This is a genomic window from Hymenobacter mucosus, assembly GCF_900188255.1.
GTDB classification, from domain to species: domain Bacteria; phylum Bacteroidota; class Bacteroidia; order Cytophagales; family Hymenobacteraceae; genus Hymenobacter; species Hymenobacter mucosus.
The window spans coordinates 229,321-252,503 of record NZ_FZNS01000006.1 but is presented as its reverse complement, the minus strand read 5'-3'; the positions used below and the strand labels follow the sequence as shown (position 1 = coordinate 252,503).

General features: G+C 53.6%; 21 protein-coding genes. 10 read left to right on the top strand and 11 right to left on the bottom strand.

All coding sequences use genetic code 11. The features are described 5' to 3' along the window. Nucleotides 1-3: 3 nt before the first annotated feature. The 3 genes from CHB83_RS15710 to lipB are packed head-to-tail and all read right to left on the bottom strand — an operon-like array spanning nucleotide 4 to nucleotide 2,354. Nucleotides 4-1,071: an MraY family glycosyltransferase gene (locus tag CHB83_RS15710; protein ID WP_045688355.1), complete on the bottom strand. Its 1,068-nt coding sequence runs from the start codon at nucleotides 1,069-1,071 to the stop codon at nucleotides 4-6. 60 nt (nucleotides 1,072-1,131) lie between these two features. Continuing rightward, complete coding sequence (locus tag CHB83_RS15705; protein WP_045688356.1) at nucleotides 1,132-1,551, bottom strand: hypothetical protein; 420 nt, start codon at nucleotides 1,549-1,551, stop codon at nucleotides 1,132-1,134. 8 nt (nucleotides 1,552-1,559) lie between these two features. Continuing rightward, on the bottom strand, nucleotides 1,560-2,354 hold the full coding sequence (lipB, locus tag CHB83_RS15700) for a lipoyl(octanoyl) transferase LipB (protein ID WP_089333291.1): 795 nt from the start codon (nucleotides 2,352-2,354) through the stop codon (nucleotides 1,560-1,562). A gap of 233 nt (nucleotides 2,355-2,587) precedes the next feature. Between lipB and CHB83_RS15695 the strand changes: the two genes are divergently transcribed. Continuing rightward, nucleotides 2,588-2,947 (top strand): YraN family protein, encoded by a 360-nt coding sequence (locus tag CHB83_RS15695; RefSeq protein ID WP_045688357.1) that lies wholly within the window; start codon nucleotides 2,588-2,590, stop codon nucleotides 2,945-2,947. Between the two features lie 47 nt (nucleotides 2,948-2,994). On the opposite strand, the gene CHB83_RS15690 is transcribed toward CHB83_RS15695, so the two are convergent. From CHB83_RS15690 to CHB83_RS15675, 4 genes are all read right to left on the bottom strand, one after another. Further along, entirely contained in the window at nucleotides 2,995-3,987 is a 993-nt protein-coding gene (locus CHB83_RS15690) for a toxin-antitoxin system YwqK family antitoxin (RefSeq protein WP_089333290.1), read from the bottom strand. Between the two features lie 51 nt (nucleotides 3,988-4,038). Beyond that, nucleotides 4,039-5,490 carry a hypothetical protein gene (locus tag CHB83_RS15685; RefSeq protein ID WP_089333289.1) on the bottom strand — a complete coding sequence of 484 codons (1,452 nt, stop codon included), beginning with the start codon at nucleotides 5,488-5,490 and terminating at the stop codon, nucleotides 4,039-4,041. A 149-nt stretch (nucleotides 5,491-5,639) separates the two neighbouring features. After that, nucleotides 5,640-7,472: a molecular chaperone HtpG gene (htpG, locus tag CHB83_RS15680; RefSeq protein ID WP_089333288.1), complete on the bottom strand. Its 1,833-nt coding sequence runs from the start codon at nucleotides 7,470-7,472 to the stop codon at nucleotides 5,640-5,642. Nucleotides 7,473-7,624: 152 nt separating this feature from the next. Next, complete coding sequence (locus CHB83_RS15675; protein ID WP_045688360.1) at nucleotides 7,625-8,104, bottom strand: hypothetical protein; 480 nt, start codon at nucleotides 8,102-8,104, stop codon at nucleotides 7,625-7,627. 530 nt (nucleotides 8,105-8,634) lie between these two features. Here CHB83_RS15675 and CHB83_RS15670 point away from each other — a divergent pair. From CHB83_RS15670 to CHB83_RS15630, 9 genes are all read left to right on the top strand, one after another. Continuing rightward, nucleotides 8,635-8,976 carry a hypothetical protein gene (locus CHB83_RS15670; RefSeq protein WP_089333287.1) on the top strand — a complete coding sequence of 114 codons (342 nt, stop codon included), beginning with the start codon at nucleotides 8,635-8,637 and terminating at the stop codon, nucleotides 8,974-8,976. A 159-nt stretch (nucleotides 8,977-9,135) separates the two neighbouring features. Beyond that, nucleotides 9,136-11,559: a TonB-dependent receptor gene (locus CHB83_RS15665; protein WP_089333286.1), complete on the top strand. Its 2,424-nt coding sequence runs from the start codon at nucleotides 9,136-9,138 to the stop codon at nucleotides 11,557-11,559. A gap of 54 nt (nucleotides 11,560-11,613) precedes the next feature. Next, a complete protein-coding gene (locus tag CHB83_RS15660) occupies nucleotides 11,614-12,183 on the top strand; it encodes a hypothetical protein (RefSeq protein WP_089333285.1) in 570 nt (189 codons plus the stop codon). A 228-nt stretch (nucleotides 12,184-12,411) separates the two neighbouring features. Continuing rightward, nucleotides 12,412-14,859 (top strand): TonB-dependent receptor, encoded by a 2,448-nt coding sequence (locus CHB83_RS15655; protein WP_089333367.1) that lies wholly within the window; start codon nucleotides 12,412-12,414, stop codon nucleotides 14,857-14,859. A gap of 92 nt (nucleotides 14,860-14,951) precedes the next feature. Beyond that, nucleotides 14,952-15,893 (top strand): cation diffusion facilitator family transporter, encoded by a 942-nt coding sequence (locus tag CHB83_RS15650; protein WP_089333284.1) that lies wholly within the window; start codon nucleotides 14,952-14,954, stop codon nucleotides 15,891-15,893. A gap of 112 nt (nucleotides 15,894-16,005) precedes the next feature. Then, nucleotides 16,006-17,274 (top strand): MFS transporter, encoded by a 1,269-nt coding sequence (locus tag CHB83_RS15645; RefSeq protein WP_089333283.1) that lies wholly within the window; start codon nucleotides 16,006-16,008, stop codon nucleotides 17,272-17,274. Between the two features lie 76 nt (nucleotides 17,275-17,350). Further along, on the top strand, nucleotides 17,351-17,728 hold the full coding sequence (locus CHB83_RS15640; RefSeq protein ID WP_045688025.1) for a hypothetical protein: 378 nt from the start codon (nucleotides 17,351-17,353) through the stop codon (nucleotides 17,726-17,728). An 89-nt stretch (nucleotides 17,729-17,817) separates the two neighbouring features. Then, nucleotides 17,818-18,267 (top strand): DUF6526 family protein, encoded by a 450-nt coding sequence (locus CHB83_RS15635; RefSeq protein WP_089333282.1) that lies wholly within the window; start codon nucleotides 17,818-17,820, stop codon nucleotides 18,265-18,267. 131 nt (nucleotides 18,268-18,398) lie between these two features. Next, entirely contained in the window at nucleotides 18,399-18,701 is a 303-nt protein-coding gene (locus CHB83_RS15630) for a DUF4286 family protein (RefSeq protein WP_045688026.1), read from the top strand. Nucleotides 18,702-18,809: 108 nt separating this feature from the next. Here the strand turns inward: CHB83_RS15630 and CHB83_RS15625 are convergent, their stop codons facing one another. From CHB83_RS15625 to CHB83_RS15610, 4 genes are all read right to left on the bottom strand, one after another. Then, the gene (locus CHB83_RS15625) at nucleotides 18,810-19,325 is read right to left on the bottom strand and encodes a GNAT family N-acetyltransferase (RefSeq protein ID WP_089333281.1); all 516 of its coding nucleotides are present in this window, start codon (nucleotides 19,323-19,325) and stop codon (nucleotides 18,810-18,812) included. Between the two features lie 111 nt (nucleotides 19,326-19,436). After that, a complete protein-coding gene (locus CHB83_RS15620; RefSeq protein ID WP_089333280.1) occupies nucleotides 19,437-19,670 on the bottom strand; it encodes a hypothetical protein in 234 nt (77 codons plus the stop codon). 170 nt (nucleotides 19,671-19,840) lie between these two features. Further along, the gene (locus CHB83_RS15615) at nucleotides 19,841-22,039 is read right to left on the bottom strand and encodes a prolyl oligopeptidase family serine peptidase (protein ID WP_089333279.1); all 2,199 of its coding nucleotides are present in this window, start codon (nucleotides 22,037-22,039) and stop codon (nucleotides 19,841-19,843) included. Between the two features lie 200 nt (nucleotides 22,040-22,239). Then, entirely contained in the window at nucleotides 22,240-22,917 is a 678-nt protein-coding gene (locus CHB83_RS15610; protein WP_045688030.1) for a hypothetical protein, read from the bottom strand. Nucleotides 22,918-23,183 lie beyond the last annotated feature (266 nt).

Here is a 23,183-nt window from a genome sequence, read left to right as displayed (position 1 = left end):
TAATTAGGATGCCACGCGCTGGCGGGCAGTTCGGCTGTGATATACTCCCAAGAAAACGCTCAACAGCAACGAAAACGCCACTAAGCCAGCAATCAGGATGGTATTGCCCAACTGGGAGAAGTTGATCACAAATAGAATTACAATCAGGTTCAACAGCCCGAGAAGCAACACGGTGCTGATTTGCTGAAAGCCCATGGCTAGAATCCGATGGTGAACGTGGTTTTTGTCGGGCGAGAAGGGAGAACGGCCAGCCATCATGCGCACAATGAATACCCGAAGGGTATCAAAAAGAGGCACAAACAAGATACCAGCAGCTACAGATGGTGCCGATGCACCAAAGGGCTGACCAACTTTTAAGCCCATCTCAATGAACTGAATGGCAAGGATAGAGACAATAAAGCCACATACCAGCGAACCAGTATCGCCCATGAAGATGCTAGCCTTGTGAAAGTTGTACCGTAGAAAGCCAAGCATGCCGCCAATCACGCATACGGATACATAGACATAGTTCTGGAAGCTAGGCCCGCCATACTGATAGAAATAGTAACCAAATGTGCTTACGATAATTAGCACAATGGTACCAGCTAGTCCGTCTAGCCCATCAATGAGGTTAATGGCATTGGTAATACCTACAATGGCAAAAAACGTGAAGGCATAGCTAATACCGATGGGCAACTCGTGGATGCCGAGAATGCCTTGGAAGCTCGTGATACGCACATCTGCCATGATCATGACGACTCCTGTAGCCAGCAACTGGCCCACGAATTTTTTGGCTACCGAGATGTTGACCAAATCATCTTTCAGGCCCACGAAGAACAGCACAATGCAACCGGCTAGAAGTTGCTGAATGCCGTTGCTCAGGTCAGCGAAGATGGTAAGAGCCGACATAAAGCCCGCAAATACTGCTACTCCTCCCAGACGAGGTGTGAGGGACTCGTGTACAGTACGCACGTTAGGCGTATCGAGCATATTTTTCAGGTGGGCGATATAAATGATTGATGGCACCGCGAATAACGAAACCAAAAATGCCCAAAGTGAGGACAGGCCCAACTGAATTGCAAGGTGACTCATGCGGTTCGGCGCTAACGGTAAATAATGCCTCGGCAAAGAGACAGGGGGTAAAAAGAAATACTAACTGTGCAGCACACCCTTGCGGTCCAGCAGGGGGATATATAATAGGCTATCAGCAACGATAGAGTCGGGCACGAAAATGAACTTCTTGTCGAAGATTTGCTGGCCCTGATAATAGCTTACCCAGTACTGATTGTTCAGATGGAACAACGCTGGATCAATAGGCTCAATAGGTACTGCTGATTGTGGCTCTACCTCTAGAAGTACATGGCGGAGAGTAGATGTCCGAACTGGCTCTCCATCTTCAAGACTGGTACCGTAGCCATTTGAACTGACGATGACATTCTGCAGGGCAGAGTCATTGGTATTCAATAAATACACCTGCCAGCCAGTTTTACCTTCCTGCGTAATAACACTATCGTCGGGTACAATAGCTATTGATACGCCTTGAACGGGATTAAAGGAAATATCTTTTTTCATGAAAATGATTACTCAGGCTGCACCTCAGCCCCAAATAGTGTGGTGAGATGCTGCAACAAACGTTCTTGTACTTCACTCAATGCTACTGGATGGCCAACCTCTTGTTGAAGTGAAGTCACTGCTTTGTCAGCAATGCCACAGGGCACGATGTGCGAGAAGTAAGCCAGGTCCGTATTAACATTGAGAGCAAAGCCGTGCATTGTAACCCAGCGGCTACACTTTACTCCCATGGCACAGATTTTTCGCGGATTAGCCGCCCCCTCTTCAAAATCAAGCCAAACTCCGGTGAGGCCGGCAATACGGCCTGCCGCCAACCCATACTCTGCTAAAGTATGGATTACTGCTTCCTCCAGCACGCGCAAGTACCGATGAATGTCAGTGAAGAAATTATCTAAGTCAAAGATAGGATAACCTACCAGCTGCCCAGGTCCATGGTAGGTAATATCCCCACCGCGGTTGATGCGGTGAAAAGTTGCTCCGTGCTCTGCTAATGAAGCTTCGTCAAGCAAGAGGTGCTCTGGCTTACCACTTTTACCCAAGGTGTAGACATGGGGATGCTCACATAGCAACAAGTAGTTAGGAGTACCTTGGGTAGGTGCGTCAGCCTCCTGGGCTTCCCTATTGCTTGCTTTAATTGCTAGGGTGCTGGCTAACAATTGCTCTTGCAACTCCCACGTAGGCTCATAGGGTACAAGCCCTAAACGCCGAACTTGTATTTTTCGGTTTTGGCCCAGTGTTACTGCCGGCGTAACAACGCTATGAGTAACAGGCGTAGGCGTAGCACAAGCTGAGAGAAAATCCATGGATCAGATATTGCGTGGTGCTGCCACCGACAAAACAGCCTATAGTTCACAAAATGGCCTGGCAACTGCTTTCAGCCATTCAGCAATTTAGCCGTTTTTATTTCTTGTTCAGAAAGCACGCAAAGGTACTAGATTTAGACCCACCGCCAATAAGCATACTACACCAAGACGCTGTTACACCTTCGCTCATACAGTGTACTGCTGAGCTTATTTTAGCCTCTTTCCTTCTATCTATGTCTACTGCCTCGCACGCTCTTGGCCACATTGGAGAAGAAGCTGCCCTTGCCTACCTGCTCGCACAAGGGTACACAGTTGTGCATCGCAACTACCGATACCAACGGGCTGAAGTAGATCTGATTATGCGGCTCAGCGAGCAGCTGTTAGTTTTTGTGGAGGTAAAAGCTCGGTCTTCTACTCGCTTTGGGCATCCAGAAGAATTCGTTACTGCTCGTAAACAGCAGCTCTTCCGGCTAGCTGCCGACCAAGTGCAGTATGAACTGAATTGGACCGGTGATATCCGCTTTGATATTCTTGCGCTAATTACGACTAAGCAAGGACTACACATTGAGCATTTCAAAGATGCTTTCTACTAGTTAAGCCTGGTGGCAACCTCAAACTAGTACGGCATTAGTAGGCCACTTTACTTTCTAGCACCTGGCCGAGCTGTATCAGGCTGGTTTCGCTTGTCAAGCTTATCCTTCTCATAAATAAGCACGCCATTCCGGTTGTATTCTTTCACTAGAACAGGCTCCGCCAGTTCAGGGTCATACCCTGTTTCGCCGTACTCATACTCGTAACGTAGGCGGTTGCGAGTGTTGCGGAAGCCCCAGTACCTGTTCCAAGTGCCAATGCGTTTGCCATTCTCAAACTGACCGTCCCACTCTAACTGGCCGTTCTCGTTGTAGCGCACATACTCCCCTTCTAGCTTACCATTCACAAACGGAATTATTTCTTTGACTTGCTTCTGGCCCGCATCGTAGTACGTCACATTCGCGTCGCGCGGGAACCCCATTTCGTAATGGGTCTTGCTGACTAATATGTTGTCGCGCGTGAGCTTTTCCCACCGTAAATGGCGCGTACCCAAGGCATAAAACCCAGTCTCTACCACCTTTCCACCCTGCATCTTTTTATACGGGCCGTGCAAAACCTTAAATTGATTTGGATCTAATTCGCCGGGCGGCGCTTTAAACAGGCGGCGCTTTTTGGGGTCGTAGGCGTAGCGGGCAGGGGCAAATGGATTGGGCTGCTGGAAGGTGCGGAGGTAATAAAAGACTTCTATTACCTGGTTTTTACCTTTTGCCCCCGACTTCACATAGGCCTTCTTAATTCGCTCCCCTAAGAAGATGTTTTTCTTCTTTTTCGGTTGACGTTGAGCAGCCTTTTCTTTCTCCTTGGCAGCACGCTCCTGCTCTTTAGTTAAGCTGGCACGCTTCGCCGATAACGAGGGTGAGCTGGTAGTATCCTGAGTGGAAGCCAAGGTATCGGCACTTAGCTTCACGCCGACTGACTCAGGCTTACTATTAAATGAAACAGTTTTTTTAGAGCAAGCCGCAGCGAGTAGCAGGAGTAGCGACAGGAGAAAAACGTGCGGATGAAACAAGCGCATAAACTTAGCAGGCAGAGTTCGCAGCATCAAACGTAAAGATAGATGGATTTGGTGCTCATGGCCGGCATGGCGGTCTGTCTACCAGCGGTACACTGGTCCCCCCGAGGGCATTAGCTCGGCATATGTAGTACGCTTGTAACTAGTAGTATCAGTTGTAGGAAAGGGAAAGTAACGCGCTGGCAGTTGACTGTAGTCGAATAGGCCCCAGGTAGCAAGGAAGGACTGGGGCTTATTCAAGAAAGACATCTTCTCGTCAGGGTTCGAGCTTATGCAGATAGAGCGCGCCTGTTGAGGTTCTTCTAAAGAGGAGAGAAGCCAAAATTCGTAAGGTGTGGCCCAGGTCATCATTACTGTATCCATGGGTACCCCTTGCTCTGGTAACAGCAGTTTACGATTGGGAAGATTCTCGGTGTGATGCAATAGACGTTGGGCCCAAGCTACTCGGTTACTGTAAGGAACGTGGGCAAACCCAATGCTCAACAGTCGAAGCGTCAGGACTATTACTACCATACCTGCTGCCCATCGTGCTGGCAGGCTAGGCAATACATCAAATGCTAAAGGGACTGCCACAAATACGGCCAAGGGCAGCAACAGATTTTCCATGTAAAACTGTGGCTCCTGCCCTTCAGAATAAGAGCCAGTAACTAGTACTGCATATGCAAGAAAGGCGCCGCCAGATAACGCCATTCTTAGCCACTGCTTTTGCCAAGCATAGTGGGCTATTACTAGTATAAGCCCTAGTGAGAGCAAATAGTAATCGTATACTAGCCAGTTAAGAAATCTCTGGAATGCATACGTGTTGAAATAGTTTGGAAATAAGCTGAATAGCTTATCTGTACGCTTGATATTATCGATATCGTAAGGCGTATGAAATACTTTGTTTTTGATATATGTTAGAGCCAGCATTGCTCCCAACAACCACAAGTAACTAGTATAACTATCCCTATTACGCAATACAAAGAATAGACAGCAGAAGCTAAAGGGAATGAACAGGGTCGGATGAAAAAAGCATAAGGTAAACAAACCTATGCTCAGGGCTGGTACTCCCCAACCGGGCCATTTTACTACCAGCCACCGTTGGTAAACCGCTAGGAACAGCACCATAAACACCAGTCCTTGCTGCAATTCAGACTGCGCCCAGTAAAAAGTGTGAGTCACCATTAGGGTGCTCAGTAGCACTACTACAGTTCCCCAGCGCACAGCACGTGCGCCCCATACACAAAAGGCAAACACGGACGCGTACCATCCCACAAATGCCAATGAATAGAGAATTGTAACAGTATGTAAGCTCAGCCCTAATCGGCCGCCCAGCAACGGCACTAGCTGTGTTATAGCTGCCCCAAACCGGTAGTTCTGAATTGTAAGGGTATCTTCTTGCAGAATAGTAAACAAGTGAAATGACAAGTCTACAAATGCTACTCTCTCCTTATAAAACACTATTGCTAGCACTGCCAGCACGATATAGATCACTACACCAGACCAGACAATAGTTTTTCGTAGGCTCCCAGAATACGATAAGTGCTCGAACATATTTAAAGAAAGTGGTAGGAAAGCTGTCTGCTGTAGCGACGCCACAAGTTACAGACTATCCAAACCCAGGAGCCTAGAAAAACAAAACCCCTAGCTACCAAAATAGCTAGGGGTTTTGTACTGCTTAAAACTCTTAAGACTTTCTAAGACTATTCAGCAGCTAATAAGTCAGCGCTGCGCTTCACAAAGGCGGTTAAGGCCTCTCCTTTCAACATGCCTTGGGCTAGCAAAGCCAAATCAAATGCTTGACGTGCTAGCTTATTGCCTGCTTCTCCTTCAGCCTGCAAGATGCGTTGTGCTATCGGGTGATTAGCATTTACACTGACGGTGTAGCTATCTGGTAAGGAGCCAAACATCTGCATGCCACCACCACCGCCCGCACGCTGCATATCCTTCATGCGGCGCATGAATTCTGGCAACGTAATAATGACGGGAGCATCTTGAGGGGAGAGGGCTTCAACTTGTACCTGCATCTGCTCGTTGCTGATGGCTTGCTTATACAAGTCCTGCAGACGTGTTTTGTCGTCGTCGCTTAGTACGCTCTCGGTCTGCTCCTCTTTCTCGATGAGCTTACCAACGGTATCGGCATCTACGCGCTTGAACGACACCTTCTCTAACTTCTGCTCTAGCTGACCAATGAAGTGCGCATCTAGCGGGCCATCAAGCTTAAGCACATCATAGCCCCGCTCCTGGGCAGCTTGCACAAATGCGTGCTGCGCTTCTGAGTCGGTGGTATAAAGCACTACGGTTTGATCGTTCTTGTCTTTCTGATTGGCCTGAACGAACTCTTGGTACTCCGACAGAGTGAAAAACTTACCGGCTACGTTCTGAACCAACGCAAAGTCCTTGGCTTTCTCGTAGAACTTCTCATCGGAAAGCATGCCATACTTCACGAACAGCCCAATATCCGACCACTTCTCCTCAAAGCCAGTGCGGTCCTTACGGTACAGTTCTGCTAGCTTATCGGCTACTTTTTTGGTGATGTAAGTGTTGATTTTCTTCACGGCAGCATCAGCTTGCAGGAAGCTACGCGACACGTTCAATGGGATGTCCGGCGAGTCGATAACGCCGTGCAGCAGCATCAGGAACTCGGGCACCACATCCTTCACTTCATCAGTGATGAACACCTGACGCGAGTAAAGTTGAATCTTGTTGCGCTGGAACTGCAGCTCGTCTTTCACCTTCGGGAAGTAGAGAATACCCGTCAGATTGAAGGGATAATCTACGTTGAGGTGAATCCAAAACAGAGGCGCTTCCGAGAAGGGGTACAGCTCCTGGTAAAACTTGGTGTAATCTTCGTCGGTCAGTTCCGAAGGCTGCTTGGTCCAGATGGGAGCCGTCTGATTTATTACCTCACCCTCAAACTCAATCTCGATGGGGAGGAACTTGCAGTATTTGTTCAGGATACCCCGCAAGCGGGCAGCTTCTAGAAACTCGTCCGAATCCTCTGCTACGTGCAATACTACATCGGTACCACGTTCAGCCTTTTCAGTGGTTTCTAAGCTAAACTCGGTCGAGCCGTCGCATACCCAGTGCGCCGCCTCGGTGCCTTCTTTGTGGCTCTTAGAGAAGATTTCTACCTCTTTGGCTACCATGAAAGCAGAATAGAAGCCCAGGCCAAACTGACCGATAATCTGGTCTTTGGCAGCGGCATCTTTCTCTTTATACTTCTCAACGAACTCAGAAGCACCAGAGAAGGCAATCTGGTTGATATACTTCTTGATTTCTTCGCCCGTCATGCCTAGGCCACGGTCTGCAATGGTGATGGTACGGGCTTCCTTGTCCACGCTCACCTTTACTTTCAGGTCCCCCAGCTCACCCTTAAACTCGCCCAACTGGGCCAAGCTTTTCAGCTTTTGGGTGGCGTCCACGGCATTCGACACCAATTCCCGGAGGAAGATTTCGTGGTCGGAATACAGGAACTTCTTGATGATGGGGAAGATATTCTCGGTATGAATCGAGATGCTACCTTTCTCTTGCATAACGCTGTAGAAAAGAGGGGTTAAAACAAAAAACCAGACAGTCTGCCAGCCGGTGGCCCGGCCAGCCTCGCTTTGTTTTCCGTTTCAAACCATATTCCAAGTCCATATTGGCTGTCAGCTTGTCAGCGCAGGCAGCTACTTAATAGGGCGGCTTATATCCACATGCGCGACAAAAGACTCGGTGAGCGAATCATCCGCGTATTGGCAAGCCACTCCTGCTCAAGCTGCGTAGCCACACTAGAGGAAGAAGTCAGCCAGTCTAGGGCCGATGGAATATCGGAGAAGAATTGCACGTCGGCATTGTTGCAACGGCGGCCGTCACTAAGCACACTCTCGATAACGAGCTGATTGTGCATAGTAGGCGGCTGAATTATTGCCAAGTGCTGTATCGACAGGCGAGCAAATTCGGGAAGCCACTCGTCGCTGAGCCATGCCTGCTCATCAGTTCCCACCAGCGGCATTGTGCTCAGGTCGGCTAGCCAATTCGTGATATGATAATTATTAGATAGTACCAGCAGCTCCTTGAAAGCGGCCCGGAAACGGTCGTAGGAAAGTAGATCGTGCCACTCCCAGCGTAGTAAGTGTAGCGGAGAGGAAACTTGTAAATAGAGAGAATCGTGAATGTGAATCATAACGCGGTGCACAATAGGCTAGCCATCTAGCTAGTAAGCACCGCAAACCTAGATTACCCATACACTCACGGGGGCGAAATTCGTTCGTTCCGGCTAGAACCTCGTTAGACACGCCATTTTGTTGCTTGAAGGCTTTTACGCCGCTAGTTTTTCCTGCTTTGAAACGACAGGTAGCGGGAAGGAGGCAGTTAGGGCCTTTTCCTTGGGAATAGAGGGCATTGAGCGTCGATACCCATACTGGCTAGGCCGGTAGCCAAAGGGCCGCACAGCGCTACCGGTCATACGAACAAGTTATCGGACTGGCGTGTGGGCCGCAGGACGGCGGCTAAACGGCGGAGCAGACGATTTGTGAGATGTTTCATGGCTTCAAGATCTTATGACTGCTTGATGATGCCACAAAGGACGACAGTGCATATGTGGTAGGTGTTGCCGCATGATTATGCTTTTATGATTCTGACTGAAAGCGAGTACGCATAAGACTTAACCAGATTTTATTATACATTTGCCCAATACCTGCTACGTTGTTGCAAATGCGTACCCTCCGTTCCCGTCTGGCCCTTGTGCTGCTCCTGTGCTTTGTGCGGGTGCTGCTGCCCGACACGTGGGTTCTGGCCATGCACGCCCACACGCACACTACTGATGAGCCAACGGAGCAGGTAGGCTGGCCCAAGGGCAAAGCATTATTATCCAGCAAGCACCAGCATTGCGATGCGGACAACTTTTACAGCGTAGCCTTCCAAACTCCGGCTCCGCTATTGTTGCCCGCTCCAGTTCTTGCGTATGCCCACCCTACTGCAACGCCTCGGCTGGCACCAGTGGCAACGGCACCCGCACCTACGCTCGCTTTACGCGGGCCCCCAAGCCAGCACTAGTACCCGTGTGGCTTGCCGTAGCGGCTCATGCCTTCCGGAAGGATTTGGCATAGCTATTCTCTTGCGTTGTTCGTCGCAGAGGTTGCTTTCTCACATTCAGCGCACTAGCGTGTGAGGCTACGGTAGCCAGTCTAGTATCTGGCTTCTTTTTGTCTTCCTATGCTTTTCCGTGTTCCGGGCGTACCGGGCCGGGCTGTTTGCGCATGGTGGCTGCTTCTCCTACTAGGATGCTGGGCAGCCCCAGCAAACGCCCAGTCTGCATCGTGCGCCCTGTCGCTAAGCGGCCGCATTTCCGACCATGAGCGTCGGGAGTCGCTGGCTGGCGCGACGGTAGTGGTGCTGGAAACCCAGCAAGCCACGCAAACCGAGGCCGATGGCCATTATCATCTTGAGCTTTGCCCAGGCACGTACCACGTGCAGGTTTCCTTTGTGGGTTTTGCCTCCGAAACTGCCGTACTACAGGTAGGAGCGGCAGTGGTACGCGACTTCAAACTGCACCCGGATGCAATAGTGCTGCAAGGAGCTGTAGTGCAAGGCCAGCACGTAACGGCGCCTAGCCCACAACCTACGGCTACCCTTAGCGGCCAAGCTCTGCAGCAGACCCGCGGGCAGGCCCTGGGCGAAGCGTTGCAAAAGATTTCTGGGGTAACAGCCATTCAAACGGGGCCCAGCATTTTCAAGCCCATGATCCACGGCTTGCACTCCAACCGCGTCACCATCCTGAACAATGGGGTGCGGCAGGAAGGGCAGCAGTGGGGGCAGGAGCACGGCCCCGAAATCGACCCTTTCATTGCTTCCCAGCTGACGGTGGTGAAAGGCGCGGCCAGCGTGCGGTACGGCTCCGATGCTATTGGGGGCGTAGTACTGGTAGAACCCAAGCCCTTGCGCGACTCAGTAGGAACGGGGGGCGAGCTACAGCTGGTGGGCATGAGCAACAATGGCCTCGGGGCGGCCTCAGGTACGGTAGAAGGCAACCTGCGCCGCCTGCCCGCCCTGAGTTGGCGCGCCCAAGGCACGGCCAAACGAGCAGGTACTATGCGGGCGCCGGGCTACTACCTCAAGAATTCAGGCTTTTCCGAGTACGACTTCTCAGGGGCGCTAGGCTGGCACAAGGACACATATGGGGTCGAGGTTTTTTATAGCCGTTTCAGCACGAAGCTGGGTATTCTGCCCGCTGCTCATGCCGAAAGCCCTACCGACTTGTACGCCGCCATTGCCCGACAAAGGCCGCTGGAAACGACTTCCTTCAACTACGACATCAACCGGGCATACCAGCAGGTTCGGCACGATCTGCTGAAAGCAACGGGGTTTGTGAAAACTGGGAGCATAGGGCGCCTACAGGCTACGGTGGCTCAGCAGGTTGACTACCGCAATGAATATGACTTGTATGATGCTCGCAACGACGACCGCGCGGCGCGCAACCGGCCGGCACTCAGCTACACGAATCGCACAACTACCGGCGAACTGCTGTGGGAGCACAAGCCCTTGGGCCACTTTAGCGGTAGCGTAGGCTTGGCGGGCACCTACCAAGCAAACCGCTACGCCAGCGGCACCAAAGGCTTTATTCCTTACTACAACAACACGGTAGGCGGGGCCTTTGCTATAGAGCGCTGGCAGAAGCAGAAGTGGCAGGTAGAGGCCGGCGTACGGGCCGACTACCGCTACCTCGCCACCCGCCGTGCTGCACGCGAACTGCGCGACTCAGTAAGCGTCTTCTACGTGGACCGCCAACAGTTCACCTACCTCACACCCGCCGCTTCACTGGGTGCAATCTACGATGCTACCCCTCACCTCAGCCTCAGTCTCACCACGAGCCTCACCCAGCGTGCCCCAGCCGTCAATGAGCGGTTTAGCGACGGAGTACACAATGCGCAGTACGAACTAGGCTATGACCTTGTGCCGGGCAACGGAGCACTACACCCCGAAACGGCCTACCATACTGCCCTAACCGCTACTTGGCACGATAATCCGCGTTTCAACGGGGAGCTAACGGTCTATCAGACCAGTATTCAGGGCTTCATTTACCAGCAGCCTATCCTACCACCCGTCATCAACATTCGGGGCACGCTTATCAGCTGGCAGTATTTCCAAACCAACGCTACGTTGCGCGGCCTCGACCTGGGCGCGACCTACGGGCTAACGCCACACTGGACTTTAGCGGGCAAGGCCACCGTGGTGCGGGGCCGAGACACGAAAGCTGACCAATGGCAAGTATACATGCCCGCCGACCGCGCAGAGCTTTCGGTGCGCTATGAGGCGCCAGAGGCAGCAAGCCCACGTCTTACGCAGCGGTACGTGCACCTGACGGGCTACGCCGTGGCGCGCCAAACGCGCGTGCCCGCCGATTATGCCAGCAAGGACTATGCCCTCCCCCCTGCTGGCTACGCCTTGCTGGGGCTAGAAACGGGCGCTACCGTGCACTGGGGGCGCCTACCCCTAGAGGTGAGTGTGGCGGGTAGCAACCTTCTTACCCAACGCTACCGCGACTACCTAAACCGCTACCGCTATTTCGCCGACGAGATGGGCCGCAACGTGACACTGCGCGTGCGCATACCGCTGGAATTTGGCGGGGCCAGCCACTAAAACACTGACCTGATTTTGTCACCATTCCTTTTCAAACTCCATACCTCATCTACCATGTCCAACTTCCTTTTCCGTCCTGCCTTTCTAGCCCTGCTGGCTTCTTCTGCTCTGTTTACGGCCTGTAAGGACGACAACGATGACCCCACGCCCGACGACGATAACGAGCAGATTACGACCGTAACTTATACCCTCACGCCTCAGGGCGGAGGCACGCCGCTTTCTATTCAGTACCGCGACCCCGACGGCGACGGTGGTGTGGCGGGCACCATTACGCCGGCTACGCTGGTGTTGGCGCCAAACACTACCTACACCGGTTCCCTGGCTCTTCTGGATGAAACCAAAACACCGGCAGAAAACACAAGTGCCGAGATTCTAGAAGAAGGTGATGAGCACTTGTTCGTCTTCTCGCCTACGGGCGTCAACCTCACCATCACGGCTACTGACAAGGATAAGAATAACCTCCCCATTGGCTTGTCAAGCACCGCGGTAACGGGAGCCGCTAATGCTACCGGCACCACGGGCTCCCTAAAAATTACGCTACGTCACCAGCCCGAAACCAAAGACGGCACCGCTACCCCTGGCAGCACCGACGCCGAAGTAACGTTCCCAACGCTAGTGCGCTAGCGCCAAGGTGCCGGGCAGCCTAGGCAAGTATTAGTCCACTTCCGGCACCATTTACTGCATTCGGAGGGGCTGGCTGCAAACGGCCCTTCCACTTACTTTCTCCCTGTTTGGTTGTGGAGATTCTCCAGGAAGACACCGGCCACTGGTCGGTGTTTTCTTTCGTTGTAGCCATACATGCAGCCTTTTTCCCTTACCAGCCGTTCATTGGCTTCTCCGTACTTTGCTTCTATGCCCCGACTTCTCCTCTCTACTAGCCTGCTCCTGCTCACAGGAGGCACCTTTGCTCAAACTGCCCCTACCACCCCAGCCCGCTCCACCCGGACCGCCACGGCTGTAGCGCCCGTTACGGGACGCGTGGCGGATGCGGCCACCGGTGAGACCTTGCCCGGGGCTACCGTGGTATTTCCCGATTTGCGGCAGGCTACCACAACGGATGCCAGCGGCAACTTCTGCTTCGCTAATTTACCCAAGGGGCGCTTTTTGGTGCAAGTGCGGTTTCTGGGTTATACTACCGTGGTACGCACTGTAGATACTAGCTTAGGGCAGCCCCTGGAAGTAGCCCTCACACCGGCTGCTACCGAGATTGGCCAGGTGGTAGTAACAGGGGTATCGGCTAGCACGGAAATGCGCCGCTCCCCTATCCCAACCAGCGTGGTAGACCAAACGCGTCTCCGCCAAACGGCAGCCACCAACGCCATTGATGCCATTGCGCACACCCCCGGCCTCAACCAGATTACTACTGGTGCGGCCATCAGCAAGCCGGTGATTCGGGGCCTGAGTTCGAACCGCGTGATTACCCTCAACAACGGGGCGAAGCAGGAAGGCCAGCAGTGGGGCGACGAGCACGGAATAGAGATTGACGAGTTTAGCATCGACCGGGCCGAGATAATCAAAGGCCCTGGTTCCTTGCTGTATGGGTCCGATGGGCTGGCGGGCGTTATCAACTTCCTACCGCCCGAGCCCGTGGAAGACGGCCGCATTCTAGGATCGGTGACGGGTAACTACCAAACCAACAACTACCAGCAGGGCTACTCCGTTATGAACGCCGGCAACCTGAATGGCTTCAACTGGATGGCGCGGGGCTCGGGCAAAGTAGCCGCCGACTACCGCAACCGCTACGATGGCCGCGTGTACAACTCCGGCTTTCGGGAGCTGAACGCCAGCGGCTACGTAGGTCTCAACAAGAGTTGGGGCTACTCTCATCTCACCTTCAATAGCTTCAACCAAATTTTGGGGCTCATTGAGGGCGAGCGAGACTCCTTATCGGGACAGTTTCTGCGCACCAATAGCCTCGGCGAAACCCAGGTAGTAACGGGCCGCGGCTTTTCCGGCTATGGACTGGATGTACCGCGCCAGCAAATCAACCACCTGCGCATTGGCACCGACAACAACTTCATTCTGGGGCAGCATCGCCTGACGCTGAATGTGGGGTGGCAGCAGAACCTGCGCCGTGAATTTGGCAACCCAATGGACTACTACGAGAGGTCGTTGTTCTTCCAGCTTCGCACCGTAGACTATGCCTTGCGCTGGTTCTTGCCCGAGATGAACGGCTGGAATACCACGGTGGGCGTAAGCGGCATGCAGCAAGAAAACCAGAACAAAGGCGTGGAATTCCTGATTCCCGCGTACCGGCTTTGGGATGGCGGGGTGTTTGGCGTCACGAAAAAGAGCTTCGGCAAGCTAGACCTAAGCGGCGGCTTACGCTACGACCTGCGCCGCATTAATGCCGACGCCCTGTATTTGGATGCCGATGAGCAGCCCGTACCGGCTGGGCAGGGCGAGGAAAAGTTCTCAGGCTTTCGGAGTACCTTCCGCAACGTGAGTGGTAGCGTAGGTGGCGCTTACAACTTCAGCGACAAGTGGCTGATTAAGGCCAATGTAGCCCGCGGGTTCCGGGCTCCCAATATTGCAGAACTGGGCTCCAATGGTATTCATGAGGGCACTACCCGTTACGAGATTGGCGAGCCCAACCTGCGGCCCGAAACCAGCTTTCAGCTTGATGCCGGTTTGGCTTTCACCTCCGACCACGTGAGCTTTTCTGCCGATGTATTCCGCAACCGCATCAGCAACTACATCTTCCCCCGCCGCATTGCCGCTGCTAATGGCACCGATTCGCTTAGCACCGAGGGCGACCGGGTATTTCGCTACGGGCAAGGTGATGCGCGCTTGGCTGGTGGTGAAGTAAGCGTAGACTTGCACCCTCACCCACTCGACTGGCTGCACTTTGAGAACTCCTTCTCGATGGTGCGCGCCATTGAGTACGACCAGCCCGAAGGGCAGGAGTACCTACCTTTCATCCCCGCCGACCGCCTTCAATCGGAGCTGCGCGTAAACTTCCGCAAGGTGGGCAACTCCCGCCTGCACAATTTGTACGCCCGCACCACCGTGGAGCACAATTTCGCCCAGAACCGCATCTTCTCTGCCTTCGATACGGAAACCCGCACCCCGAGCTACACCCTGGTAAATGCTGGCTTAGGTACCGATATCGTGACCAGCACCGATAGAACCCTGTTTTCGATGTACCTGGCCGTCAACAACATTTTTGATGTAGGCTACCAAAACCATCTCAGCCGGTTAAAGTACACTGCTGTCAACCCAGTCACGGGCCGCGCGGGCGTTTTCAACATGGGGCGGACCATGAGTATCAAGCTGGTAGTACCAGTACGCTTTAAGTAACTTCCGGGTAGTTATTCCGGCTGGCTTGCGGAACGCTCCTTGTCACTTAGTCGGTTTGCTAGCATACGCTACCGCCTGAAATCTTTTTTGCCATGCCACACGACCACCACGGACACGACCACGGGCACCACCATCATGGCCCGCCGGCCGATGGCAATTTTAGTCAGGCCTTTACCTGGGGCATTGCGCTAAACCTCCTCTTCGTGACGGGCGAGGTAGCAGGCGGACTGTGGGCGAACTCCTCGGCCCTACTTTCCGATGCGGGCCATAACCTTTCCGACGTGCTGAGTTTGGCGCTAGCCTGGGGTGCCTCGCTGCTGGCTAAGCGCCGAGCTACTGAGCGCTACACGTATGGGTACAAAGGTGCTACCATACAGGCGGCCTTGCTAAATGCGGCGCTGTTGTACTTGGCTCTAGGCTTTATTCTCTGGGATACAATTGACCACCTACGCAACCCAGCCCCCGTGAATGGCCCCGTAGTGATGGGCTTGGCGGGCCTGGGCATCCTAGTGAATGGCTTTACGGCGTGGCTGTTTCGGAGCGGGCAGAAGGGCGACGTGAACGTGCGTGGTGCCTACTTGCACATGCTCACCGACATGCTCGTATCGGTGGGGGTAGTAGTTGGTGGCGCCTTGGTGTACTTCACCGGTTGGCTTTGGCTCGACCCAGCCATCAGCTTCGTCATTCTAACCGTGGTAGGCGTTAGCTCCTGGAGTTTGCTGCGCGAAACGGTGCAACTGGGTTTGCAAGCGGCCCCAGAAAGTATCGACGTGTCGGCGGTTCGGCGGTTTTTGTTAGCCCGGCCCGGAGTCAGTAGTGTCCATGATCTGCACATCTGGCCACTGAGCACTAGTGACACCGCCCTCACGGCTCATTTGGTGCGCCCCAGTGGTGAGAACGGCAACCTTTTTCTGCGCGACCTTCAGCACGATTTGCTTCACGAGTTCAACATCAGCCACTGCACTGTGCAGCTAGAAGACGAGCTTCCCCTGATGGGCACCCACGGGTGCTGCGACCAAGCGCACGTAGCCTAAACAGCACGCCCACTTGCTACTGCTCCCTTGTACGCTGCCGCAGCGAAGTACAAGGGAGCGGTACTTTTTCTGTCGGAAATTTTCGTAATGTGCGGTTCGCAATTCCTACCGCATGAAAGCTGCTCCATCCCCCACTACTCCCACCAAAACCACCGGTCTGTTCAGTGCTATTGTCGTGGTGGCTGCCCTCGGCTACTTTGTCGACATCTACGACCTCATTCTGTTCAGCATTGTGCGCGTAGATAGCCTGAAAGAATTGGGCATTACGACCAAGGACGCCATTACGACCCAGGGCCTCTACCTGATTAATATGCAGATGGGCGGTATGCTGCTCGGCGGCGTCCTGTGGGGCGTGTTAGGCGACAAGCGTGGGCGTCTCTCGGTACTCTTCGGCTCCATCCTGATCTACTCCCTAGCCAACATCGCCAACGGGTTTGTGCAGAGCATTGAGCAATATGCCTGGCTGCGTTTGATTGCCGGGATAGGGTTGGCAGGCGAGCTAGGAGCCGGCATTACCTTGGTATCGGAAACCCTCCCGAAAGAAAAGCGCGGATATGGTACCATGATTGTGGCCACCGTGGGCGTTTCGGGAGCCATGCTGGCCTACTGGGTAGGCGAGAAATTTGGTTGGCGCAACGCCTACTTCGTGGGCGGAGGCTTGGGGCTGGCCTTGCTAGCACTCCGCGTGGGCGTGTACGAGTCAGGGATGTTTGAGCAGGCTAAGAAAACCGATGTGGAGCGGGGTAATTTCTTCGCGCTGTTCACCAATGGTCCGCGCTTGGCGCGCTACCTCAAATGCTTGCTAATTGGGGTACCGCTCTGGTTTGTAGTGGGCATTCTGATTACCCTGGCCCCTGAATTTGGCGAAGCGCTTCACCTCACGGGCCCCGTCACGGCTGGGTTGGGTGTGTTTTGGTGCTACTTCGGTCTGGTGTTCGGCGACTTTATTAGTGGCAGCCTCAGCCAGCTGCTACGTAGTCGTACCCGGGCTCTTCAGCTATTCCTCGTGTTTTGCGGTCTGATGGTGGGTGCGTATCTATTTGGGCTGCGAGGCGCTTCGCCCACGGCCTTCTACAGCATTTGCTTTGTACTGGGCATTTCAGTCGGATTCTGGGCACTATTTGTCACGGTAGCGGCCGAGCAGTTTGGCACCAACTTACGCGCCACGGTAGCCACCACCGCACCCAACTTTGCTAGGGGTTCGGTGGTGGTGCTAGTACCGGTTTTCAATGCCGTAGCAGCGGGGCTTGGCACGGCCCTGGGCCCCAACCGTATCCTGAGTGGGGCGGTGGTAGGAGGAGTCTCACTAGCCATTGCTTTTTGGGCTGTGAGCACCCTACCCGAAACATTTGGGAAAGACCTTGACTACGTGGAAGAATAGCATCATCAAGAAATAATTCATAAACTATTGTATATCAGAAGCGTAAACTGGGCTGGACGTTATACCCGCCCTACTCATGAAAAAAATTCTTTTTGTAACTGCTCTTGCCTTTGCCGCAATGAGCAGTCATACTACTAAGGCCCAAGCCGTTGACACCGCCCAAGTACGCCTTCAACTACAGCAGCAACGCGCCGCTGAGGCAAAGGCTACCCTAGAAGCACAAAAGCAGCAAACGGCTGCCTCGCGCAGCAACGTAGACGCTACAAAATCGCAACTCGAAGATCAAAAAAGCGCCCTGCGTGAGCAGAAGCGCCAGATGAAAGAACAAAAGCTGCAGCTAAACCGTGAGAAGGACGCGGCCAAAGAGGCCCGCCGCCAGGAAAAAGCTGCTAAGCAGGTACTGCGCGACGAAAAGCGGAAAGCAAAGGAGGCCAAGAAAGCCAGCAAACTATAGTATTGCCTTCCGTATGATGCAAAAACTCCAGCCCCCGGCTGGAGTTTTTTCGTACCCCTCCTACCTGTTTACTTCTACCTCATTGCGCTATGGCCTCTCAGCCGACCAAGAACACCACCATGTATTACCCGTGGCATCACTTCGTGCTGGTGCCGGCTCTATTCATCATTGCAGGGTACAGCATTCGACGCTACCTAGACGTGGCAGGCGATGACTCTGAGGACTCGCGGCTGTGGTTTACGCTTATGGCGCTATCGGTAGCAAGCCTAGGAGTGTTACTGATGTTACGCCAGCACTATGCCCTCACGCTCCAGGATCGCATTGCCCGGCTGGAAGTACGGCAGCGCTACTTTGAAATCACGGGGCAAAGTTTCCGGCCCCTAGAAGACCAGCTCACGCTGCGTCAGATTTTGAGCTTGCGCCTTGCGGGCGATGCCGAACTGCCCAATTTAGTGCAAACGGCCATCCAGGAGAAGCTTGCCCCCAAAGACATTCAGAGCCGAATCCAAGACTTGCGCTTCGACCATATGCGCGTTTGACGGGCCAACATCTCCGCTGCAAACAGCAGGCTTGGATTTTTTGGCCGACTTTTGCGTTATCACCAGGCTACGGAAGCCAGCTTACCACTTGCCATAGTGCTTCCGGCCATTCATCACCAAGACCCAAACTCATGATTCTCTATAACGTTACGACCAGCCTCGATCCGGAAATTGCCGATCAGTGGGTGGCGTACATGCGCGACACTCATATGCCGGAAGTAATGGAAACCGGTTTCTTCCTGAAAACTCAGCTGTGCCGCTTACTCAACGAGGAAGACGACGGAATAACTTACGCGGCGCAGTACTACTGCGTGAGCTTAGAGCAGCTGGAAGAATACCAGCAGGTGGCAGCACCAGCCCTCCGCACCGAGATTGAAAAGCACTTTGGTGGCCGTTACGCCTCCTTCCGCACCATGCTGGAGATAGTAGGGTAATTGCTCTCCGCACTCACGAAAAAGGCCGCTTTAGTCTACCTAGAGCGGCCTTTTCGGCTTTTAAGTCAGCGCAAACAGTCGTGTGCTTTCTGTTCTTTGTACTTGTGCTTAATAAGGACTAGAAGCCCGAACTAGTGCTTCGATGGTCGCGTCGCAGGAGTAGGCTTGCAGCTGCTCATGAGACAAGGTACCGTTGAACCACTCCGGGTCGAGTTCGGCTCCTACTTTCCGGTAGAATCCAATGGCCGGCTCGTTCCATTCCAGTACCTGCCACCGCATGCGGTAGGCGCCGGTATGCCGGGCCTCGGCTACCACGGCGTCGAACAGGCGCTTGCCGAGACCAGTGCCGCGTAACTGTTCGGTCACTACCAAATCTTCCAGGTATAGCATGCGCCCCTTCCACGTGGAATAAGCCGTGTAGTAGAGCGCAATGCCCAGGATAGTACCGGCCGTTTCCTCCTCCGCTACGAAGAACTTAAAAATTGGGTCTGGGCCAAATCCGTCGCGCTGCATATCGGCTAGGGTGTTCGTGACTTCCTGGGACGCACGTTCATATTCAGCTAACTCCTTGATGAGAGCAAGCACCTGGGGTAAATCGGCCTCACGGCCACGACGAATTTGCATGGGAGCGGGTAGTAAAGGGTAGTAAACTGTAAGCAAGCACGGGCTAGAACGACGAATGAGCAACGGCGCGGCGGCCATTGCTCATTCTAGTTGCCTGATTGCTCAGGTTGATTACATTACGGGCTGCATCTTTTTGATGTCTTCCGTAGCATTCACCGCATTGATTTCGCGCGTAGCTGGGTTGGGGGGAGCTACTTTGCCACCGGTCGTATCAGGGGCTTCCGGCAGGGGGGGCAGCGTGCGGGTGGTTATATCTTCATCCCTCTTGAAATCGGGGTTGCTGCAGGACGTAGCGGACAGCATCAGCGAGCCGGCCAGCAGACCGAACAGGAGCGTTTTTTTCATATCTGAAAACAAAATGACAGAGGCAATTACGAGAGTTGCGGCCGCGAAGATACAGTAAATGAGTCGTCAGTTGGTGGTTGAAAGCGGCCAGTTGTTGGGAAAGAGCGAGCAGAAGCCTTTTCGTCTTTTGCATAGCACCTACAAGAGGCAACTGCTACCACTAGCTTTCCTTACCGCTTGTACGGGTTTACGCCCATGTTCTGGTACGCAAACGACCAGATATCGGCCCACTCCTCAATTTGTAGCTTGGTGCTTTTGCCCGCGCCGTGGCCCGCATTTACATCCACCCGAATTAGCTGGGGGCGGGGTCCTGCGTTGGCCGCCTGCAATGCGGCCGCAAACTTAAAGGAGTGCGCCGGCACTACTCGGTCGTCGTGATCGGCCGTGGTAATCATGGTGGCAGGGTAGTCAGTGCCAGCTTTCAGGTTGTGAAGCGGCGAAAACTTATACAGATTCTGAAACTGGTTGTAGTTGTCGGAGGTGCCGTACTCTGGGGCCCAGTTCCAGCCGATAGTGAACTTCTGGTAGCGCAGCATGTCCATTACACCCACGGCCGGGAAAGCCACCTGGCAAATGCCCGGCTGCTGGGTCATGGTGGCTCCTACTAGCAAGCCGCCATTGGACCCACCCGCAATGGCGAGCTTTTCGGTGGTAGTATAGCCCGTTACTTTTAGATACTCGGCCGCGGCAATAAAGTCGTCGAACACGTTTTGCTTGTGGGGCGTCATGCCGGCTTGGTGCCACGCCTCGCCGTATTCGCCACCGCCACGCAAATTCGGAACAGCCAGCACACCGCCATTTTCCAGCCAGAGCATCCGCGCTACGCTGAAGGAGGGAGTAAGCGAGATATTGAATCCGCCGTACGCGTACAAGTAGGCCGGATTCTGCCCGTTCAGCTTCAACCCTTTTTTGTGGGTGACGAACATGGGTATCTTCGTACCATCCTTGCTTGCGTAAAAGACTTGGGTGGTGACGTAGTCAGATGGGTTTACATCTACCTGGGGCGCCCGAAACACGGTGCTAGTATTAGAGGCTAGGTCGTACTTGTAGATGGTGGTGGGGTAAGTAAACGACGTGAAGGCGTAGTACACCGTCTTGGCATTGCGGCGCCCCCCAAAGCCAGCGGCCGTACCAATGGCGGGCAGGGCCACATCGTGCTTAAACACTCCTTTCTCAGTGTACACCTTGATGTTGCTGCTAGCATCCTTCAGGTAAGAAGCCACCAGATAGCCGCCTACTTGGTCTACCCCCTCTAGCTTTTGTTCCGTTTCCGGCAGCACCACTTTCCAGTTTACCTCTTGCGGCTTCTTGGGGTCAATGAGCACTACCCGGTAGCGCGGGGCCTTGTAGTTGGTGAGCACAAGCAGTTGGCCGCCCACGTTCCCTACCACGGAGTTGTTGTGCTGGTAGCTGCTGATGAGGGTAGTGAATTTGTTGGCTTGCTTGGCGTCGGTGAGGTCGCGCACGGCCAAGCGGTTACCATCGGCCTTGCCATCAGTGAGGTAGAGAACTAAAAACCGTTCGTCCTCGGTAGTACCCACGGTACGGAAGCCCAGCGCCATTTTGGGGTCTTCGTACACCAGCTTGTCGGAACTCTGGGGCTTGCCGAGTTGGTGGTAGTACACTTTGTGGTATTCATTCTTGCCAGCCAGGCTGTTCTCACCCTTCTTAGGCGCGTCGTAGCGGCTGTAGAAAAACCCGTTTTTGTACCAAGCCGCCCCCGACACTTTCACCCACTGCAACTCGTCGGTGAGGGGCTGGCGGGTTTTCAGGTCCAGCACTTTCAGCTTTTGCCAGTCGGAGCCGCCGCCGCTGGTGGCATAGGCCATGTAGCGGTGGTCATTGGAGAAGTATGTTCCCGCCAGGGATGTAGTACCATCGGCCGAGAACTTGTTGGGATCAAGCAGCACATCAGGCTGGCCTTCCTGCCCGTCTTGCTGGGTGTACAGCACTGCTTGGTTTTGCAGGCCGTCGTTTTTGGAGAAATACAACTGGCCGGCTTCCTCCTGCGGAATCCCGAACCGCTCGTAATTCCACATTTTGGTTAGTCGCTCGCGTATCCGGTCACGGAATAAAATCTTGTCGAGGTAGCCAAAGGTGACTTTATTTTCGGCCTCTACCCATGCCTTGGTTTCGGGCGAGTCGAGGTCTTCCAGCCAGCGGTAAGGATCGGCAACGGGCGTGCCGAAGTAATCATCTTTATGGTCGACTTTCTTGGTTTCAGGGTATTGCACAGAAGCTAATCTAGAGGTGGCACTGCTACCCGTTGCGGCAGAATGCTTGGCAGGAGCATCGGGCGTTCCTGGCTGCGATGAGCGGCACGAGGTTAGCGCCGCTAGCGCGAGCACGGGAATAGTGAGTTTTTGCATGGTCAGAGAGTAGTACGGAGGGCGCCGAAGATAAACCAGAGAACCGAAGGTTTGATTAGTCCTGTTCATTCTTTTGGTAAGACTACCTACTACTCGCGCATCATCTCCCAGCCATCGTCTTCGGCACCAGCTAGGCAGGCACCTAGTGGAGCCCACTATTGGTAGTAGGTGCGCACTTAGCTGGCCCGCTTTCCCTGGCCTTATTGCATGCGTCCTACCTTCGGAATTACCTGAATCAGAAAGCGCTTGTTGTCGCCCTCGCGGCGGCCGCTGTAGCGGCCAGTGCCATAGAAGCCGCTACCACCAATAATCAGCTCAATGCCACGGTCTTGGCCGAAGTTCAGCCCGTTCTGCTTCCAAAGATTGAGCAGATTCAACGCCCGACGGTAGCTGAGCTGATAGGTGGTTTGCTCCTCGCGGGCGTTGCGTGGGTCGCCTTGGGGGTAGCGCGCGGCCATACCTTCCACAATCACGAGGTAGCGCACGGGCTGGTCGGTTTTGATGCTTTTAAGCACCTTACGCAGGGTACGACCCGCCTGCAAAAGAGCAGGTTTGTAGGCTTCCTGAATTTCGTCGCGACCGGCCTTGAATTGTACCGGCACCAGCAGTTCATGCCGTTCATTAGCAGGGTCATACTTAAAATACTTGCCTTCTAGCTGCTGTAAGGAACGGCGGATCTTAGTAATCTGCTCCAGCTCAATGGCCTTGGCTTTTAGCTCCCCATTGGCCTGCTTTAGTTCTCCCTCCCGGTCTTTAAACAGCTTGAAGCTGTACACGAACAGCACCAGCATCACCACAAACAAGGACGTCATCAGGTCCACGTAGCTGGGCCAGAAGAAGTCGTTGCTTTGGCGTTTGTTGGAGGTAGTATTGTTCATGTTTTGAGTCTATGCTAGATACTTATCAGGAAGCTGTATTTCCAGGTTTGATGTTTTCAATCAACTAAACACCTTCTCTTTATCCAGATTTCTTTTAACAAACTCAACTGCTTCTTGAGCCTCGCTAAAGAACCACTTCTGGTAGTTGTCATAGGTAGAAACCACATATTGGTTCTGGTGGAAATAAAGGCACAAGAAATCATCTGCTATTCCTGCCTCATACGTGTCATATCTATGTAACCCTAGTCGGCTCAGACTGATGTAGG

Excerpts from the sequence above, each read along its gene's own strand:
- CHB83_RS15710 (WP_045688355.1), bottom strand. The coding sequence starts at position 1,071 with ATGAGTCACCTTGCAATTCAGTTGGGCCTGTCCTCACTTTGGGCATTT.
- CHB83_RS15705 (WP_045688356.1), bottom strand. The coding sequence starts at position 1,551 with ATGAAAAAAGATATTTCCTTTAATCCCGTTCAAGGCGTATCAATAGCT.
- lipB (WP_089333291.1), bottom strand. The coding sequence starts at position 2,354 with ATGGATTTTCTCTCAGCTTGTGCTACGCCTACGCCTGTTACTCATAGC.
- CHB83_RS15695 (WP_045688357.1), top strand. The coding sequence starts at position 2,588 with ATGTCTACTGCCTCGCACGCTCTTGGCCACATTGGAGAAGAAGCTGCC.
- CHB83_RS15690 (WP_089333290.1), bottom strand. The coding sequence starts at position 3,987 with ATGCTGCGAACTCTGCCTGCTAAGTTTATGCGCTTGTTTCATCCGCAC.
- CHB83_RS15685 (WP_089333289.1), bottom strand. The coding sequence starts at position 5,490 with ATGTTCGAGCACTTATCGTATTCTGGGAGCCTACGAAAAACTATTGTC.
- htpG (WP_089333288.1), bottom strand. The coding sequence starts at position 7,472 with ATGCAAGAGAAAGGTAGCATCTCGATTCATACCGAGAATATCTTCCCC.
- CHB83_RS15675 (WP_045688360.1), bottom strand. The coding sequence starts at position 8,104 with ATGATTCACATTCACGATTCTCTCTATTTACAAGTTTCCTCTCCGCTA.
- CHB83_RS15670 (WP_089333287.1), top strand. The coding sequence starts at position 8,635 with ATGCGTACCCTCCGTTCCCGTCTGGCCCTTGTGCTGCTCCTGTGCTTT.
- CHB83_RS15665 (WP_089333286.1), top strand. The coding sequence starts at position 9,136 with ATGCTTTTCCGTGTTCCGGGCGTACCGGGCCGGGCTGTTTGCGCATGG.
- CHB83_RS15660 (WP_089333285.1), top strand. The coding sequence starts at position 11,614 with ATGTCCAACTTCCTTTTCCGTCCTGCCTTTCTAGCCCTGCTGGCTTCT.
- CHB83_RS15655 (WP_089333367.1), top strand. The coding sequence starts at position 12,412 with ATGCCCCGACTTCTCCTCTCTACTAGCCTGCTCCTGCTCACAGGAGGC.
- CHB83_RS15650 (WP_089333284.1), top strand. The coding sequence starts at position 14,952 with ATGCCACACGACCACCACGGACACGACCACGGGCACCACCATCATGGC.
- CHB83_RS15645 (WP_089333283.1), top strand. The coding sequence starts at position 16,006 with ATGAAAGCTGCTCCATCCCCCACTACTCCCACCAAAACCACCGGTCTG.
- CHB83_RS15640 (WP_045688025.1), top strand. The coding sequence starts at position 17,351 with ATGAAAAAAATTCTTTTTGTAACTGCTCTTGCCTTTGCCGCAATGAGC.
- CHB83_RS15635 (WP_089333282.1), top strand. The coding sequence starts at position 17,818 with ATGGCCTCTCAGCCGACCAAGAACACCACCATGTATTACCCGTGGCAT.
- CHB83_RS15630 (WP_045688026.1), top strand. The coding sequence starts at position 18,399 with ATGATTCTCTATAACGTTACGACCAGCCTCGATCCGGAAATTGCCGAT.
- CHB83_RS15625 (WP_089333281.1), bottom strand. The coding sequence starts at position 19,325 with ATGCAAATTCGTCGTGGCCGTGAGGCCGATTTACCCCAGGTGCTTGCT.
- CHB83_RS15620 (WP_089333280.1), bottom strand. The coding sequence starts at position 19,670 with ATGAAAAAAACGCTCCTGTTCGGTCTGCTGGCCGGCTCGCTGATGCTG.
- CHB83_RS15615 (WP_089333279.1), bottom strand. The coding sequence starts at position 22,039 with ATGCAAAAACTCACTATTCCCGTGCTCGCGCTAGCGGCGCTAACCTCG.
- CHB83_RS15610 (WP_045688030.1), bottom strand. The coding sequence starts at position 22,917 with ATGAACAATACTACCTCCAACAAACGCCAAAGCAACGACTTCTTCTGG.